Source organism: Enterobacter sp. S-33 (assembly GCF_028735835.1).
Classification (GTDB): Bacteria; Pseudomonadota; Gammaproteobacteria; order Enterobacterales; family Enterobacteriaceae; genus Enterobacter; species Enterobacter vonholyi.
This window is the reverse complement of the sequence record NZ_CP117838.1, coordinates 1574383-1590528: the sequence shown is the minus strand read 5'-3', so window position 1 is coordinate 1590528 and position 16146 is coordinate 1574383. Positions and strand designations below refer to the sequence as shown.

Sequence of the window (16146 nt, the reverse complement as noted above, 5' to 3'; positions counted from 1 at the left end):
AGTTGAAGGCTTATTTTCATTCGAGGGAGTGTGCAGTGGCGACGTTATCCAGGCTTTTTATTCATCCGGTGAAATCCATGCGCGGCATCGGCGTCTCTCACGCGCTGGCCGATATGAGCGGATTTGCCTTCGATCGTATTTTTATGGTCACCGAGCCTGACGGTACGTTCATTACCGCACGCCAGTTCCCTCAGATGGTTCGCTTTACCCCTTCCCCGCTTCATGACGGTTTGCACCTTACCGCGCCGGACGGTTCCAGCGCGGTGATTCGCTTTGCTGATTTTGCGCCCGTCGATGCGCCGACGGAAGTGTGGGGCAATCATTTTACCGCGCGCATCGCACCGGATGAGATTAACCGCTGGCTGAGCGGCTTCTTCTCCCGCGACGTGCAGCTGCGCTGGGTTGGGCCTGAACTGACGCGTCGCGTGAAGCGCCACGACGCCGTTCCCCTCTCCTTCGCCGATGGCTTCCCGTTCCTGCTGACTAACGAAGCTTCACTGCGTGATTTGCAAGGCCGCTGCAAAGCCAGCGTTCAGATGGAACAGTTCCGTCCGAACCTGGTAGTAACGGGCGCAGACGCCTGGGATGAAGACACCTGGAAAGTGATCCGCATTGGCAGCGTCATTTTTGACGTGGTGAAGCCGTGCAGCCGCTGCATTTTCACGACGGTAAGCCCGGAGAAAGGCCAGAAGCACCCTTCCGGCGAACCGTTGAAGACATTGCAGTCATTCCGTACCGCGCAGGACAACGGCGATGTGGATTTCGGCCAGAACCTGATCCCGCGCTCCAGCGGCGCGATCCGCGTCGGTGATGAGGTAGAAGTGCTCGCCCGTGGGCCAGCAAGGGTTTACGGCTCGGGTCAGGAAGAGGAGTTTGTCGACGTGGAGACAAACGTCGCCGCTGCGGTAGAGATTCACTGGCAGGGCAACGTGATCCGGGGTAATAACCAACAGGTATTGCTTGAGCAACTGGAACAAGCAGGGATCCGCATCCCCTATTCCTGTCGCGCGGGAATTTGCGGTTGCTGCCGCATCAGGCTGGTGGATGGCGAAGTGAGTGCGCTGAAAAAATCAGCAATTGGAAGTGACGGCACAATTCTGTGCTGTAGCTGCGTCCCGAAAACGTCCGTACAGCTGGAAGCTTAAACCGCCTGCTCGAGGCTGAAAGCATCCACGCGAAGCTGGGGCTTCAGCCTGTCGTTCATGACCTTAATAGCATCCCCAAGCTGCATCGTCCGCCCGGCAATCGTTACGCCGGGCTGCGCCAGCAGACAGAGTGCAGCATTTTCGCCAGGCTCAACCACCAGCAGGCTCACCTCTTCTGCGGTATCGCTCAGATTTACGCTCGCCGCATCGCCCGTTGCCGGGGTCCAGTTCATGCCGTGGGGCAGGAAATGCCAGCTCTTTGGCATTTGCGGTTTCAGGAAACGGATAGCCACCAGCGCATTTAATACCAGCTCAGCGCGCTGCTCTTTAGAGAGCACCAGATCGCGGCATTTTTCCTCAAAGGAGAAATAAAGCGCAGCATCGTCAACGCAAAAGCCCGACGGGGAAAACGCATCCGGGGTTAACATTCGGCGGGCAAAACGAGAACGAAACAACATGCCATTGGCTAAGTCGAGCATCATTCGGTCATGCTCGTCGCAAAAATACCAGCGCCAGTTATCGTCAGGTTTAATTCGCATGTGTCTCTCCCGTCCCCAAACGTCCTGTTCTAAAAATGTCCTGTTTGCCGCCTCGTTTATAACACCATTAATAAAAGACTATAATGACTAAATAAGCAACAGTGACGGAATATAAAACAACCAGGGCTGGAAATAAAGCCCTGGTTGTCTGATTAAGAGAAAAGATTAGATATGAGTAACGATTTCTTTAATCAGCGGCGGTCCTTTAAAAATAAAGCCGGAATAGATCTGCACCAGCGACGCACCCGCCGCCATTTTCTCGCGCGCAGCAATCACGGAGTCAATGCCGCCGACGCCAATAATCGGCAGACGACCTTTTAATTCCGCAGACAGGGCGCGAATAATTTCGGTGCTTTTTAATTGTACCGGACGGCCACTTAACCCACCCGCTTCGTCACAGTTTTTCATTCCCTGCACGAGGGAACGATCGAGGGTGGTATTGGTTGCAATCACACCATCAATATTATGGCGAACCAAACTGTCGGCAACCTGGATCAATTCTTCGGGAGAAAGATCCGGGGCGATCTTAACCGCGACCGGAACATATTTATGGTGGATCGACTGAAGTTCATTTTGTTTATTTTTAATGGCACTCAGAAGATCGTCCAGCGCTTCGCCATATTGTAAAGAGCGCAGCCCCGGGGTATTGGGTGAAGAAATATTCACCGCAATATAACCGGCATAGGCGTAGACTTTTTCCATACAAATCAGATAGTCATCTTTACCCTGCTCTACCGGCGTGTCTTTATTTTTGCCGATATTGATGCCTAATATCCCGTCAAAATGGGCTTTTTTTACATTCTCAACCAGGTGATCAACACCGAGGTTATTAAAGCCCATGCGGTTGATCAGCCCTTCGGCTTCCACCAGTCGGAACAGGCGCGGCTTGTCATTTCCCGGCTGCGGGCGCGGGGTGACGGTACCGATTTCAATGGAGCCAAAGCCCATTGCGCCCAGGGCATCAATGCACTCGCCATTTTTGTCCAGACCGGCCGCCAGACCCAGCGGATTTTTAAAGGTCAGCCCCATGCACTGCACAGGTTTTACCGGCACATTCTGACGCACCAGAGCGGCCAGCGGCGTTCCGGTAATACGACGTAATTGCTGGAATGTAAATTCATGAGCGCGCTCAGGGTCGAGCTGGAAAAGGGCTTTACGAACGAAGGGGTAGTACATGAACTCTCCTGGATTCCCGGTGTGCAAACCGGGAGGGGATTATGGGCGATCCAGGCGCGAAAGGGAATTGACCTGCGGCAAAAAATCAGCGTAAAACGCAATCGTTTACCTTCCCGTCAATTTCTTATGCACTTTTTCGCATTTTAATTGCAGATAAATCATTTAGTGGAATAAACGTGCGGTGTCACACTCCTTAAAATTGTTATGAATGTTAGATAAAAGCAAACAATTAGTTATAAGGAGGAAGTATGCGCGTCATTACCCTGGCCGGAAGTCCACGATTCCCATCGCGCTCCAGCGCCCTGCTGGAATATGCCCGTGAAAAATTGAATGCTCTGGATGTGGAAGTGTGCCACTGGAACCTGCATAACTTCGAGCCTGAAGATTTGCTCTACGCCCGTTTCGACAGCCCCGCGCTGAAAACCCTCATCGAGCAGCTTAACGGCGCAGACGGCTTAATAGTGGCAACGCCCATTTATAAAGCCTCTTTTTCCGGCGCGCTGAAAACCCTGCTCGATCTGCTTCCGGAACGCGCCCTGGACGGCAAAGTCGTGCTGCCGCTGGCAACGGGCGGTACGGTTGCCCATCTACTGGCCGTAGATTATGCCCTGAAGCCGGTGCTGAACGCGCTGAAAGCGCAGGAGATCCTCCACGGCGTTTTCGCCGATGACTCCCAGGTTATCGATTATCAACACAAACCACACTTTACGCCCAACCTGCAAACCCGCCTCGATAACGCTCTGGAAACGTTCTGGCATGCCCTTCACCGCAGGGATATCCAGGCCCCGGCGTTTGGTCAGCCTCAAGGAGTCGCACATGTTTAAAACGTTCACCCGTATCGGTCTGGCAGGTCTGATGGCCCTTACCTCGCTGGCCCATGCCGCAGAAACGGCTCCGGAAAGTTTACGCATCGGGTATCAGAAAGGCAGCGTCAGCATGGTGCTGGCGAAAAGCCACCAGCTTCTGGAAAAACGCTTCCCGGACACCAAATTCTCCTGGGTGGAGTTCCCTGCCGGCCCGCAGATGCTGGAGGCCCTTAACGTGGGCAGTATCGATCTTGGCAGCACGGGCGATATTCCGCCGATCTTCGCACAGGCCGCGGGAGCGGACCTCGTCTATGTAGGCGTTGAGCCGCCCAAGCCGAAGGCCGAGGTGATCCTGGTGCCTGAAAACAGCGACATTAAAAGCGTCGCCGACCTTAGAGGACATAAAGTTGCTTTCCAGAAAGGTTCCAGCTCACACAACCTTTTGCTGCGAGCTCTGCAAGAGGCCGGACTCAAGTTCACCGACATTCAGCCCGTCTACCTGACTCCCGCTGACGCGCGCGCCGCGTTCCAGCAGAAGAACGTTGATGCCTGGGCCATCTGGGACCCGTACTACTCCGCCGCATTGCTGCAGGGCGGCGTTCGCGTGCTGAAAGACGGTACCACGCTGAAGCAGACCGGCTCGTTCTATCTGGCCGCACGTCCTTATGCGGAAAAGAACGGCGCATTTATTCAGGGCGTGCTGGATACCTTTACCCAGGCCGATGCCCTGACCCAGACCCAGCGTCAGGAGAGCATTTCCCTGCTGGCGAAAACCATGGGCTTACCTGAGCCGGTGATCGCGAGCTATCTCAACCACCGTCCGCCGACCACCATTACCCCGGTGGACGCACACGTCGCCGCGCTTCAGCAACAAACGGCTGACCTTTTCTATCAAAACCACCTGGTGCCAAAACAGGTCACTATTCGCGAACGCATCTGGCAGCCCGCAGGCAAAGAAGGAGCTAAATCATGAGTCTGAATCTTTTCTGGTTTTTACCCACCCACGGTGATGGACACTATCTTGGTACAGAAGAGGGCTCGCGCCCGGTTGACCACGGCTACCTGCAGCAGATTGCGCAGGCGGCGGACCGAATCGGTTTCACTGGGGTGCTCATCCCGACCGGACGTTCATGTGAAGATGCCTGGCTGGTCGCCGCATCAATGATTCCGGTCACCCAGCGTCTGAAGTTCCTGGTTGCGTTACGTCCAAGCGTCGTCTCCCCTACCGTGGCGGCACGCCAGGCGGCAACGCTGGACAGACTATCCAACGGCCGCGCCCTGTTTAACCTGGTGACGGGCAGCGATCCGCAGGAGCTGGCAGGCGACGGCGTGTTCCTCGACCATACCGAACGCTATGAAGCTTCCGCCGAGTTCACCCGCGTCTGGCGACGCCTGCTGGAAGGTGAAACCGTTACCTTTGAAGGCAAGCATATCCACGTTCGTGACGCGAAACTCTACTTCCCGCCGGTACAGCAGCCGCGACCGCCGCTCTATTTTGGCGGATCGTCGGATGTAGCCCAGGATCTGGCGGCAGAACAGGTCGATCTCTATTTGACCTGGGGCGAACCGCCTGAGCTGGTGAAAGAAAAAATTGCCCAGGTACGCGCTAAGGCGGCCGCCCATGGCCGTAAGGTGCGCTTCGGCATTCGCCTGCATGTGATTGTGCGCGAAACCAGTGAAGAAGCCTGGCAGGCGGCGGACCGCCTGATCTCCCATCTGGATGATGAAACGATCGCCAGAGCCCAGGCCGCATTTGCCAAAACCGACTCCGTCGGGCAGCACCGGATGGCATCCCTGCACAACGGCAAGCGCGAGAATCTGGAGATCAGCCCGAACCTGTGGGCAGGCGTTGGTCTGGTGCGCGGCGGTGCGGGCACGGCGCTGGTGGGCGACGGACCGACCGTAGCTGCACGTATCAACGAATACGCCGAGCTGGGTATCGACAGCTTCATTCTCTCCGGCTATCCGCATCTGGAAGAGGCGTACAAGGTGGGCGAGCTGTTATTCCCGCATCTGGATGTCGCCATTCCGGAAATTCCACAGCCGCAGCGGCTTCAGCTTCAGGGCGAAGCCGTGGCGAACGAGTTTATTCCACGCAAAGCCGCGCAGAGCTAAGGAGTGACCATGTCTGCCACCTCACAAAAATGGCTGCTGCGCGCCGCGCCGTGGTTTTTACCCGTCGGCATTGTGGCTCTCTGGCAGCTCGCGTCGTCCACCGGCTGGCTGTCGAGCCGCATTCTGCCCTCTCCGGAGGGTGTTGTAGAAGCGTTCTGGTCGCTGAGCGTCAGCGGTGAGCTGTGGCAGCACCTGGCGATCAGCTCCTGGCGCGCGGCGATCGGGTTTTCCATCGGCGGCAGCATCGGTCTGGTCCTGGGCCTGATCAGCGGTCTTTCACGCTGGGGCGAGCGGCTGCTGGACACCTCCATCCAGATGCTGCGCAACGTGCCGCATCTGGCGCTGATCCCGCTGGTTATCCTGTGGTTTGGAATTGATGAGAGCGCCAAGATTTTCCTCGTGGCGCTGGGCACGCTGTTCCCCATTTACATCAACACCTGGCACGGCATCCGCAATATCGATCGCGGTCTGGTCGAGATGGCGCGTAGCTACGGCTTGTCCGGTTTTTCCCTGTTTATTCACGTGATCCTGCCGGGCGCCCTGCCCTCCATTATAGTCGGGGTGCGTTTCGCGCTCGGCCTGATGTGGCTAACGCTGATTGTGGCGGAAACCATCTCGGCCAACTCCGGGATTGGCTACCTGGCGATGAACGCCCGCGAATTCCTGCAAACGGACGTGGTGGTGGTTGCGATTATTCTTTACGCCCTGCTCGGCAAACTCGCCGACGTCAGCGCGCAGTGGCTGGAGCGCAGCTGGCTGCGCTGGAACCCGGCCTATACCCTTCAGGAGGCGAAAGCATGAATACTGCACGACTGAATCAGGGGACACCGCTACTGCTGAACGGCGTCACCAAACGCTACGGCGATAACACCATTCTTAACGGGCTGGATCTGCATATTCCCGCCGGACAGTTTGTGGCAGTTGTCGGGCGCAGCGGCGGCGGAAAGAGTACCCTGCTACGGCTTCTGGCCGGACTGGAAGCCCCCAACGGCGGCGACATTCTGGCAGGGACAACGCCGCTTTCGAATATCCAGGACGATACCCGCATGATGTTCCAGGACGCGCGCCTGCTGCCGTGGAAATCGGTTATCGATAATGTCGGGCTCGGTCTTAAGGGCAACTGGCGGGATGAAGCCCGCCAGGCGCTGGCCGCCGTTGGGCTGGAAAATCGAGCCGATGAATGGCCTGCAGCCCTTTCGGGTGGGCAGAAGCAGCGCGTGGCGCTGGCGCGCGCGTTAATTCACCGTCCGGGCCTGCTGTTGCTTGATGAACCGCTGGGCGCGCTCGACGCCCTGACGCGAATCGAAATGCAGGATTTGATTGGATCTCTCTGGCAGGCACACGGCTTTACGGTACTGCTGGTGACGCATGACGTGAGCGAAGCCGTCGCAATGGCCGACCGGGTGCTGTTAATAGAAGATGGCAAAATAGGTCTGGATCTGACGGTAGATCTTCCGCGGCCTCGTCGCGTGGGCTCGGCAAGACTGGCGGAGCTGGAAGCGGAAGTGCTGGATCGGGTGATGAAGCGTGGAGGTACGGAGTTACAGCGAGCTAAGGCTAATGCCTGATGCCCTCACCCCGGCCCTCTCCCACAGGGAGAGGGCCGGGTTAACTTTTATTACGCTAAGGCTTTAGCAATCTTCTCGTACAGATCGCCAGACAGGTTTTCCAGCCCTTTCAGCTGCTCAAGCGCGGCACGCATTTTCGCCTGACGCTTCGCATCGTAGCGTTTCAGACGGATCAGCGGCTCAATCAGGCGCGACGCCACCTGCGGGTTACGGCTGTTCAGCTCGGTCAGCATTTCCACCATGAACTGATAACCGCTGCCGTCTTCGGCGTGGAACGCGGCCGGGTTGCTGCTTGCAAACGCGCCAATCAGCGAACGCACGCGGTTCGGATTGCTCAGTGTAAAGGAACGATGCTTCAGCAGGCTGCGCACGTTGCTGAGCGCATCGGCCGCCGGGCTGGTCGCCTGCAGGATGAACCACTTGTCCATCACCAGGCCATCCTGATGCCACTTGTCGTCGTACTCCTGCATCAGCGCGTCGCGGCACGGCAGCTCAGCGGCAACGCTTGCACCCAGCGCGGCCAGCGCGTCGGTCATGTTATCCGCTTCATGATACTGCTTGCTCACTAGGGTGTTCGCCAGCTCGGTTTCACCAAACGCCAGGTAGCGCAGGCAGGTATTACGCAGAGAACGTTTACCAATGTCCGCGTGCTCAACGCGATAAGCATCAAGCTTGTTGGCGTTATAAATGGCGAGGAACTCGTCCGCCAGCTCAGCAGCCAGCGTACGGGTCAGCGCTTCACGCACCGCCACGATCGCGATCGGATCGATAATCTCGAACAACTCGGCGATTTCCGTTGCTGACGGCAGGGTCAGAATTTCAGCGGCCAGCGCCGGGTCAATCCTCTCATCCAGCAGGATCGCGCGGAACGCGTCAGCCACGTGCACAGGCAGCGACAGCGGCTGGCCCTGCTGGTGACGGTTTACGTTGATCTTGATGTAGGTCGCCAGCAGGCTTTGCGCCGCATCCCAGCGGGAGAAATCGTTGCGCGAGTGACGCATCAGGAACGTCAGCTGCTGATCGCTCCACTTGTACTCCAGCTTCACCGGCGCGGAGAATTCGCACAGCAGAGCAGGCACCGGCTGGAAGTAGACGTTATCAAAGATAAAGGTCTGCTCGGCCTGGGTCACGTTCAATACGTGGTGTACCGGGTGGCCGCCCTTCTGCAGTGGGATGACTTTGCCTTCGTTATCGTACAGCTCAATGCTGAACGGAATATGCAGCGGGTATTTCTCTTCCTGCTCTGCCGTCGGCGGCGTGCGCTGACTGATGGTCAGCGTGTACTGCTCGGTTTCCGGATTGTAGTCGTCTTTGACGGTAACAATTGGCGTACCGGCCTGGCTGTACCAGCGGCGGAAGTGGGAAAGATCGACATTAGAGGCATCTTCCATCGCCTGCACGAAATCGTCGCAGGTGGCCGCGCTGCCGTCATGACGCTCGAAGTAGAGCTGCATCCCTTTCTGGAAGTTCTCTTCACCCAGCAGGGTGTGGATCATGCGGATAATTTCTGCGCCCTTCTCATACACCGTCAGGGTGTAGAAGTTGTTCATTTCGATGACTTTATCCGGGCGGATCGGGTGCGCCATTGGGCTGGCATCTTCCGCAAACTGCAGGCCGCGCATGGTACGCACGTTGTTGATGCGGTTCACCGCGCGTGAACCCAGATCGGAGCTGAACTCCTGATCGCGGAAGACGGTCAGGCCCTCTTTCAGGCTCAGCTGGAACCAGTCGCGACAGGTGACGCGGTTACCGGTCCAGTTGTGGAAATATTCGTGGCCGATGACGCGTTCGATATCGAGATAATCTTTATCGGTAGCGGTATCGGTTCGCGCCAGCACGTATTTGGAGTTAAAGACGTTGAGGCCTTTATTCTCCATTGCGCCCATGTTGAAGAAATCAACGGCGACGATCATATAGATGTCGAGGTCATATTCGAGGCCGAAGCGCTCTTCGTCCCACTTCATGGAGTTGATGAGCGAGGTCATCGCCCACGGCGCGCGGTCAAGGTTACCGCGGTCTACGAACAGCTCCAGCGCCACCTCGCGGCCTGAGCGCGTTTTGAAGGTGTCACGCAGCACGTCGAAGTCCCCCGCCACCAGCGCAAACAGGTAGCACGGTTTCGGGAACGGATCCTGCCACTGAACCCAGTGACGGCCATTCTCCAGCTCGCCTTCACCTACGCGGTTGCCGTTGGAGAGCAGGAAGGGATACAGGGTTTTATCGGCGATGATTTTGGTGGTGAAGCGCGCCAGGACGTCCGGGCGATCGAGATACCAGGTAATGTGGCGGAACCCTTCCGCTTCACACTGGGTACACAGCGCCACGCCAGACTGGTAAAGCCCTTCCAGCGCGGTGTTGGCGGCCGGGCTGATTTCATTCACGATGCGCAGCGTAAACTGTTCCGGCAGGTTGTCGATGACCAGCTGGTTGTTTTCTTCTTTATAGTCCGACCAGGCTTCATCGTTAATATGCAGGGAGACCAGCGTCAGGTCTTCGCCATCCAGACGCAGCGGCACGGCAGTTGCGCTGTGGCGCGTCACCTGACTCACCGCCGTAACAACGGTTTTAGTGGCATCCAGGTCAAAAGTCAGATCGATTTCGCTAATCAGGTAATCCGGCGCACGGTAGTCGTGGCGGTATTTGGCTTGTGGCTGTTGTGTCATAGAAAACCTTATGCATCGTTTGTCGAGTAACGTTTCAATATATTCCTGTTGCGCAAATCGCGCTATGCAGAATGTTCATCTTTTCAGGGTCAAAACCCTTTTTTGCTACATTTGTATAACACGGGGCACAAAATGCCCTCGACCATAAAACGCGCTTATGTTGTGATCGGGGTTCAATAAATCACTAAACAAGGTATACTCCGGAGTTGTTTATTGTACTAAACGCTCCTGTGAGAGGATGCTACTGCGCACCTATGACTCAATTCGCTTCTCCAGTTCTGCATACGTTGCTGGATACCGACGCGTATAAACTGCATATGCAGCAAGCCGTTTTCCACCACTACTATGACGTTCACGTCGCGGCGGAATTCCGCTGCCGTGGCGACGACTTGCTCGGTATCTATGCTGACGCCATTCGTGAACAGGTCGGTGCTATGCAGCATCTGACGCTGCAGGACGAGGAATATCAGTGGCTTTCTGGCCTGCCTTTCTTCAAAGCCGACTATCTGAACTGGCTGCGCGATTTCCGCTATAAGCCGGAGCAGGTCACCGTGCTTAACGATAACGGCAAGCTGGATATTCGCCTTGAAGGTCCGTGGCGGGAAGTGATCATGTGGGAAGTGCCGCTTCTGGCGGTGATCAGTGAACTGGCTCACCGCTACCGTTCGCCGGAAAAAGGCGTAGCGCAGGCTGTCTCCTCACTGGAAAACAAACTCGCAGCCTTCTCCACGCTGACCGCAGGGCTGGACATGTCCCGCTTCCGCCTGATGGACTTTGGTACGCGGCGCCGTTTTTCGCGCGACGTACAGGAGGCCATCGTTAAACGTCTGCAGCAGGAGCCGTGGTTCGTGGGCACCAGTAACTACGATCTGGCCCGTCGCCTCAACCTGACGCCGATGGGCACCCAGGCGCACGAGTGGTTCCAGGCGCATCAGCAGATCAGCCCTGATCTGGCCAACAGCCAGCGAGCGGCGCTGGCCGCATGGCTTGAGGAGTACCCGAATCAACTCGGGATCGCCCTCACCGACTGCATTACGATGGATGCCTTCCTTCGCGACTTTGGACCTGAATTTGCAGAGCGATATCAGGGGTTACGCCACGATTCAGGGGATCCGATCGAGTGGGGCGAGAAAGCGATTGCCCATTACGAGAAACTTGGCATTGACCCGATGAGCAAAGTGCTCGTCTTCTCGGATAATCTCGACCTGGCGAAAGCGGTCGAACTCTATCGTCATTTCAACACCAGAGTGAACCTGAGTTTCGGGATTGGTACCCGGTTGACCTGCGACATTCCTCAGGTAAAACCTCTGAATATCGTGATAAAGCTGGTGGAATGTAACGGCAAGCCGGTGGCGAAACTCTCCGACAGTCCGGGTAAAACCATCTGCCATGACAAAGCGTTTGTCCGCGCATTGCGCAAAGCGTTCGATCTCCCCTTGATTAAAAAAGCCAGTTAAGCGCTTACGGGAGCCTTTATGGCTCCCTTCCCTTATTTATTTCTCAATTCTTCTCTTTTGACTGCGAAATTTACTTGTCTGATAGCGGATGGCAGGTAACATAGATATCCCCCCATAAGGGTGGACAAGTGTTTATTTTTTCCGACTATTAACAGAGAGAATATTATGAGCGTTGTGCCTGTAGCCGACGTACTCCAGGGCCGTGTCGCCGTTGACCAGGAAGTCACCGTGCGCGGATGGGTGCGTACCCGCCGAGATTCTAAAGCTGGCATCTCCTTCCTCGCCGTCTATGACGGTTCCTGCTTTGATCCTGTACAGGCCGTCATTAATAATTCTCTGCCCAATTACAATGATGACGTTCTGCACCTGACAACGGGCTGTTCCGTTATTGTCACCGGCGTGGTTGTAGCATCACCGGGTCAGGGCCAGAGCTTCGAAATTCAGGCTTCTGCCATTGAAGTCACCGGCTGGGTTGAAGATCCGGATACCTATCCGATGGCGGCTAAACGTCACAGCATCGAATATCTGCGTGAAGTGGCCCACCTGCGTCCGCGTACCAACCTGATTGGTGCGGTGGCGCGCGTGCGTCATACGCTGGCGCAGGCGCTGCATCGTTTCTTCGATGAACAGGGTTACTTCTGGGTGTCTACCCCGCTGATCACTGCGTCCGACACAGAAGGTGCCGGTGAGATGTTCCGCGTCTCGACGCTGGACATGGAAAACCTGCCGCGCACGCCGGAAGGTAAAGTGGACTATGACAAAGACTTCTTTGGTAAAGAGGCCTTCCTGACCGTATCCGGTCAGCTCAACGGCGAAACGTACGCCTGTGCGCTGTCTAAGATCTACACCTTTGGCCCAACCTTCCGTGCCGAAAACTCCAACACCAGCCGTCACCTGGCGGAATTCTGGATGCTGGAGCCTGAAGTGGCGTTCGCCAACCTGGACGATGTTGCGGGCCTGGCGGAAGCGATGCTCAAGTACGTCTTCAAAGCGGTGCTTGAAGAGCGTCCTGACGACATGAAATTCTTTGCAGAACGCGTAGACAGCGATGCTGTAGCGCGCCTGGAACGTTTTGTCTCAGCCGACTTTGCGAAGGTGGACTACACCGACGCGGTGGCGATCCTCGAGAAATGCGGTGAGAAGTTCGAGAACCCGGTTTACTGGGGCGTAGACCTGGCGTCTGAGCACGAGCGCTATCTGGCCGAGAAGCATTTCAAAGCGCCGGTTGTCGTTAAAAACTACCCGAAAGACATTAAGGCCTTCTATATGCGCCTTAACGAAGACGGTAAAACCGTGGCAGCGATGGACGTCCTGGCGCCGGGCATTGGTGAAATCATCGGTGGCTCTCAGCGTGAAGAGCGTCTTGACGTGCTGGACGCGCGTATGGAAGAGATGGGGCTCAACCCAGCTGATTACAGCTGGTACCGCGATCTACGCCGTTACGGTACCGTACCGCACGCCGGTTTTGGTCTGGGCTTCGAGCGTCTGATTGCCTACGTGACCGGTGTTCAGAACGTACGCGACGTGATTCCGTTCCCACGTACTCCACGTAACGCCAGCTTCTAATCGCTAAAAGACTAAAATGGCCAGCAGATGCTGGCCATTATTTTATTCTGTATTGTCAGTTTTCGTCAGCTTAAAGTCAGCGTCTTTAAACCTTCGCCCCGTCACAACCACTACCTGTTACGTTTTGTTTCCGCGAAACATCCAGCCACAAAAAATAAACCCTATTCTTATTGCGATTATTTCACCATCGGGTAATAGCACAAATTTCAACCATTTTTACAGCCATCCAGAAGGCTTTCAGGAGTCATAAGAAAAAACGGGTCGTTTAGCGTCTGTTTATATGAATTGCCTTTATCCAAATTAATCATAAGGAATTCATATATATAGGATATGCTCTGTTGTTTAATTCGCCAGGGCACTCTGAAGTTTGAGGTGGTTCACAAAGTTCCCAAAAATACATATTTAGTTACACATATTTTCTTTCTGTTACTCAATCTTGAGAATTGTAGCACTTTCAGGCTAGCGAAACGCTTCGGCGAATGGAAAGATGCCTGTCAGATACATAAAGACACCTAACTCTCATCAATAGTTCCGGAAATATTTATTGACAGAATTTATTGACGGCAGTGGCGAGTGTCATAAAAAAACCAATGAGGGTAATAAATAATGATGAAGCGCAATATTCTGGCAGTGGTAATCCCTGCCCTGCTGGTAGCCGGTGCAGCTAACGCTGCAGAAATCTATAACAAGAACGGCAACAAGCTGGACTTCTACGGTAAAGTTGTGGGTGAACACGGCTTCACCACTTCTGGCGTACACAAAAACGCTGACTCCTCTTATGGCCAGATCGGCTTCAAAGGCGAAACTCAGATCAATGATCAGCTGACCGGTTACGGCCAGTGGGAATACCGTGCACGCGCCGGTGCAGCTGAAGGTGACCAGACTAACGTAACTCGTCTGGCTTTCGCTGGCCTGAAAATCGCTGACGCGGGTTCTCTGGACTACGGTCGTAACTACGGTATCGTGTATGACGTAGAATCCTACACCGATATGGCTCCATCCTTCTCTGGCGAAACCTGGGGTGGCGGTTATGTTGATAACTACATGACCAGCCGTTCTACTGGCCTGCTGACCTACCGTAACAACAACTTCTTCGGTCTGGTTGATGGTCTGAACTTTGGCGTTCAATACCAGGGTAAAAACGATCGTAAAAACCTGAATGAAGCAAACGGCGACGGCGTTGGTCTGTCACTGGGCTACGAGTTCGGCGAAGGCTTCGGTCTGATCGGTGCCTACAGCACCGCTAACCGTACGCTTGAGCAGAAAAAAGATGGTAAAGGCGATAAAGCTGAATCCTGGGCTGTTGGCGCGAAATACGACGCAAACAACATCTACCTCGCGACCGTTTATGCAGAGACTCGCAACATGAGCCGCCTGGGTAACAGCGGCGAAAACTATGTTCCGAATGATGATGGTAATGTTTATAACATTGCTAACAAGACTCAGAACTTCGAAGTTATCGCTCAGTACCAGTTCGACTTCGGCCTGCGTCCTTCCGTTTCTTACGTTCAGTCCAAAGGTAAAGACCTGAACGGCATCGGCGACCGTGACCTGGCGAAATACATCACCACTGGTGCGACTTACTACTTCAACAAGAACTTCAACGTGTACGGTGACTACCGCTTCAACCTGCTGGACGACAAAGATGCGTCCACCAGCTGGGTTGGCTCTGACAACCAGGCTACCGTTGGCGTAACCTACCAGTTCTAATCAGAACACCACTTTGTTATATGCTTAATGAACAGGGCTTCGGCCCTGTTTTTTTATGCCTGACAGAAAATAATGGCGACTTTTGAAAAGCCGCACGCTTTTCGTCGCAAACGGTTGGCATTTTGTAAATCTACCGTTAACCTGATAGCGGATTTCACTTCTGTAATCACAATGGAACTTCGTCATGTTTGAGAACATTACCGCCGCTCCTGCCGACCCGATTCTGGGCCTGGCCGATCTGTTTCGTGCCGACGACCGCCCTGGCAAAATCAACCTGGGTATTGGTGTATATAAAGATGAAACCGGCAAAACTCCGGTACTGACCAGCGTTAAGAAAGCTGAGCAGTATCTGCTGGAAAACGAAACCACCAAAAACTACCTCGGTATTGATGGTATCCCTGAATTTGGTCGCTGCACCCAGGAGCTGCTGTTCGGTAAAGGCAGTGCAATTGTGAGTGACAAACGTGCCCGCACAGCACAGACCCCAGGCGGTACCGGTGCGCTGCGCGTGGCGGCGGATTTCCTTGCGAAAAACACTTCTGTTAAGCGCGTATGGGTAAGCAACCCAAGCTGGCCGAACCACAAGAGCGTGTTTAACTCTGCGGGTCTGGAAGTGCGTGAATACGCCTACTACGACGCGGCAAACCACTCTCTCGACTTTGACGGCCTGCTGGCGAGCCTGAGCGAGGCGCAGGCAGGTGACGTGGTGCTGTTCCACGGCTGCTGCCACAACCCAACCGGTATCGACCCGACGCTTGAGCAGTGGCAACACCTGGCGAAGCTGTCCGTAGAGAAAGGCTGGCTGCCGCTGTTTGATTTTGCCTACCAGGGCTTCGCCCGTGGTCTGGAAGAAGATGCCGAAGGCCTGCGCGCGTTCGCCGCCGTGCACCAGGAGCTGATTGTCGCAAGCTCCTACTCCAAGAACTTTGGTCTGTACAATGAGCGCGTGGGTGCCTGTACGCTGGTTGCCGCTAACGAAGAGACCGTCGATCGTGCGTTCAGCCAGATGAAATCGGTTATCCGCGCTAACTACTCTAACCCACCGGCACACGGTGCGTCTGTTGTTGCGACTATCCTGAGCAACGATGCGCTGCGCGCTATCTGGGAACAAGAGCTGAACGATATGCGTCAGCGTATTCAGCGCATGCGCCTGCTGTTTGTGAACACCCTGGCTGAGAAAGGCGCGGATCGCGACTTCAGCTTTATCATCAAACAGAACGGCATGTTCTCATTCAGCGGCCTGACCAAAGAGCAGGTTCTGCGTCTGCGTGAAGAGTTTGGCGTGTACGCCGTGGCCTCTGGCCGCGTGAACGTTGCAGGCATGACGCCTGACAACATGGCGCCACTGTGCGAAGCGATTGTCGCCGTACTGTAATTTGCGCCCATAAAAAAGCCTGCGTT

General features: G+C 55.2%; 13 protein-coding genes. 10 read left to right on the top strand and 3 right to left on the bottom strand.

Going from position 1 to position 16146, the window contains the following annotated elements; genetic code table 11:
• The first annotated feature begins 35 nt into the window (after nt 1-35).
• Nucleotides 36-1145, top strand: coding sequence for a YcbX family protein (locus PUP35_RS07385; protein WP_274242472.1), 1110 nt, complete (start codon nt 36-38; stop codon nt 1143-1145).
• On the opposite strand, the gene zapC is transcribed toward PUP35_RS07385, so the two are convergent.
• Both zapC and pyrD read right to left on the bottom strand, forming a co-directional pair.
• Nucleotides 1142-1684 carry a cell division protein ZapC gene (gene zapC, locus PUP35_RS07380; RefSeq protein ID WP_032651189.1) on the bottom strand — a complete coding sequence of 181 codons (543 nt, stop codon included), beginning with the start codon at nt 1682-1684 and terminating at the stop codon, nt 1142-1144. The genes PUP35_RS07385 and zapC overlap by 4 nt on opposite strands.
• A 165-nt stretch (nt 1685-1849) precedes the next feature.
• A complete protein-coding gene (gene pyrD / locus PUP35_RS07375) occupies nt 1850-2860 on the bottom strand; it encodes a quinone-dependent dihydroorotate dehydrogenase (protein ID WP_111964548.1) in 1011 nt (336 codons plus the stop codon).
• A 248-nt stretch (nt 2861-3108) separates the two neighbouring features.
• Here pyrD and ssuE point away from each other — a divergent pair, with 248 nt between their 5' ends.
• The 5 genes from ssuE to ssuB are packed head-to-tail and all read left to right on the top strand — an operon-like array spanning nt 3109 to nt 7349.
• Nucleotides 3109-3684, top strand: a complete 576-nt coding sequence (ssuE, locus tag PUP35_RS07370) for an NADPH-dependent FMN reductase (RefSeq protein ID WP_008499940.1) — start codon at nt 3109-3111, stop codon at nt 3682-3684.
• Nucleotides 3677-4639: a sulfonate ABC transporter substrate-binding protein gene (locus PUP35_RS07365; RefSeq protein WP_136194627.1), complete on the top strand. Its 963-nt coding sequence runs from the start codon at nt 3677-3679 to the stop codon at nt 4637-4639. The genes ssuE and PUP35_RS07365 overlap by 8 nt, the downstream gene beginning before the upstream one ends.
• On the top strand, nt 4636-5781 hold the full coding sequence (ssuD, locus tag PUP35_RS07360) for an FMNH2-dependent alkanesulfonate monooxygenase (RefSeq protein ID WP_111964550.1): 1146 nt from the start codon (nt 4636-4638) through the stop codon (nt 5779-5781). Before PUP35_RS07365 ends, ssuD begins: the two co-directional genes overlap by 4 nt.
• 9 nt (nt 5782-5790) lie before the next feature.
• Nucleotides 5791-6582 carry an aliphatic sulfonate ABC transporter permease SsuC gene (ssuC, locus tag PUP35_RS07355; RefSeq protein WP_274242471.1) on the top strand — a complete coding sequence of 264 codons (792 nt, stop codon included), beginning with the start codon at nt 5791-5793 and terminating at the stop codon, nt 6580-6582.
• On the top strand, nt 6579-7349 hold the full coding sequence (gene ssuB / locus PUP35_RS07350; protein ID WP_133294108.1) for an aliphatic sulfonates ABC transporter ATP-binding protein: 771 nt from the start codon (nt 6579-6581) through the stop codon (nt 7347-7349). The genes ssuC and ssuB overlap by 4 nt, the downstream gene beginning before the upstream one ends.
• A 50-nt stretch (nt 7350-7399) precedes the next feature.
• On the opposite strand, the gene pepN is transcribed toward ssuB, so the two are convergent.
• Nucleotides 7400-10012, bottom strand: coding sequence for an aminopeptidase N (gene pepN, locus PUP35_RS07345; protein ID WP_274242470.1), 2613 nt, complete (start codon nt 10010-10012; stop codon nt 7400-7402).
• Between the two features lie 254 nt (nt 10013-10266).
• Between pepN and pncB the strand changes: the two genes are divergently transcribed.
• The 4 genes from pncB (at nt 10267) to aspC (ending at nt 16120) form a co-directional block, all read left to right on the top strand.
• Complete coding sequence (gene pncB, locus PUP35_RS07340; RefSeq protein ID WP_274242469.1) at nt 10267-11469, top strand: nicotinate phosphoribosyltransferase; 1203 nt, start codon at nt 10267-10269, stop codon at nt 11467-11469.
• A gap of 165 nt (nt 11470-11634) precedes the next feature.
• A complete protein-coding gene (gene asnS, locus PUP35_RS07335; protein ID WP_274242468.1) occupies nt 11635-13035 on the top strand; it encodes an asparagine--tRNA ligase in 1401 nt (466 codons plus the stop codon).
• 606 nt (nt 13036-13641) lie between these two features.
• The gene (locus PUP35_RS07330; protein WP_047651295.1) at nt 13642-14745 is read left to right on the top strand and encodes a porin; all 1104 of its coding nucleotides are present in this window, start codon (nt 13642-13644) and stop codon (nt 14743-14745) included.
• A 184-nt stretch (nt 14746-14929) separates the two neighbouring features.
• The gene (aspC, locus tag PUP35_RS07325; RefSeq protein WP_033145106.1) at nt 14930-16120 is read left to right on the top strand and encodes an aspartate transaminase; all 1191 of its coding nucleotides are present in this window, start codon (nt 14930-14932) and stop codon (nt 16118-16120) included.
• Nucleotides 16121-16146: the final 26 nt, after the last annotated feature.

Excerpts from the sequence above, each read along its gene's own strand:
- zapC (WP_032651189.1), bottom strand. The coding sequence starts at position 1,684 with ATGCGAATTAAACCTGACGATAACTGGCGCTGGTATTTTTGCGACGAG.
- pyrD (WP_111964548.1), bottom strand. The coding sequence starts at position 2,860 with ATGTACTACCCCTTCGTTCGTAAAGCCCTTTTCCAGCTCGACCCTGAG.
- ssuE (WP_008499940.1), top strand. The coding sequence starts at position 3,109 with ATGCGCGTCATTACCCTGGCCGGAAGTCCACGATTCCCATCGCGCTCC.
- PUP35_RS07365 (WP_136194627.1), top strand. The coding sequence starts at position 3,677 with ATGTTTAAAACGTTCACCCGTATCGGTCTGGCAGGTCTGATGGCCCTT.
- ssuD (WP_111964550.1), top strand. The coding sequence starts at position 4,636 with ATGAGTCTGAATCTTTTCTGGTTTTTACCCACCCACGGTGATGGACAC.
- ssuC (WP_274242471.1), top strand. The coding sequence starts at position 5,791 with ATGTCTGCCACCTCACAAAAATGGCTGCTGCGCGCCGCGCCGTGGTTT.
- ssuB (WP_133294108.1), top strand. The coding sequence starts at position 6,579 with ATGAATACTGCACGACTGAATCAGGGGACACCGCTACTGCTGAACGGC.
- pepN (WP_274242470.1), bottom strand. The coding sequence starts at position 10,012 with ATGACACAACAGCCACAAGCCAAATACCGCCACGACTACCGTGCGCCG.
- pncB (WP_274242469.1), top strand. The coding sequence starts at position 10,267 with ATGACTCAATTCGCTTCTCCAGTTCTGCATACGTTGCTGGATACCGAC.
- asnS (WP_274242468.1), top strand. The coding sequence starts at position 11,635 with ATGAGCGTTGTGCCTGTAGCCGACGTACTCCAGGGCCGTGTCGCCGTT.
- PUP35_RS07330 (WP_047651295.1), top strand. The coding sequence starts at position 13,642 with ATGATGAAGCGCAATATTCTGGCAGTGGTAATCCCTGCCCTGCTGGTA.
- aspC (WP_033145106.1), top strand. The coding sequence starts at position 14,930 with ATGTTTGAGAACATTACCGCCGCTCCTGCCGACCCGATTCTGGGCCTG.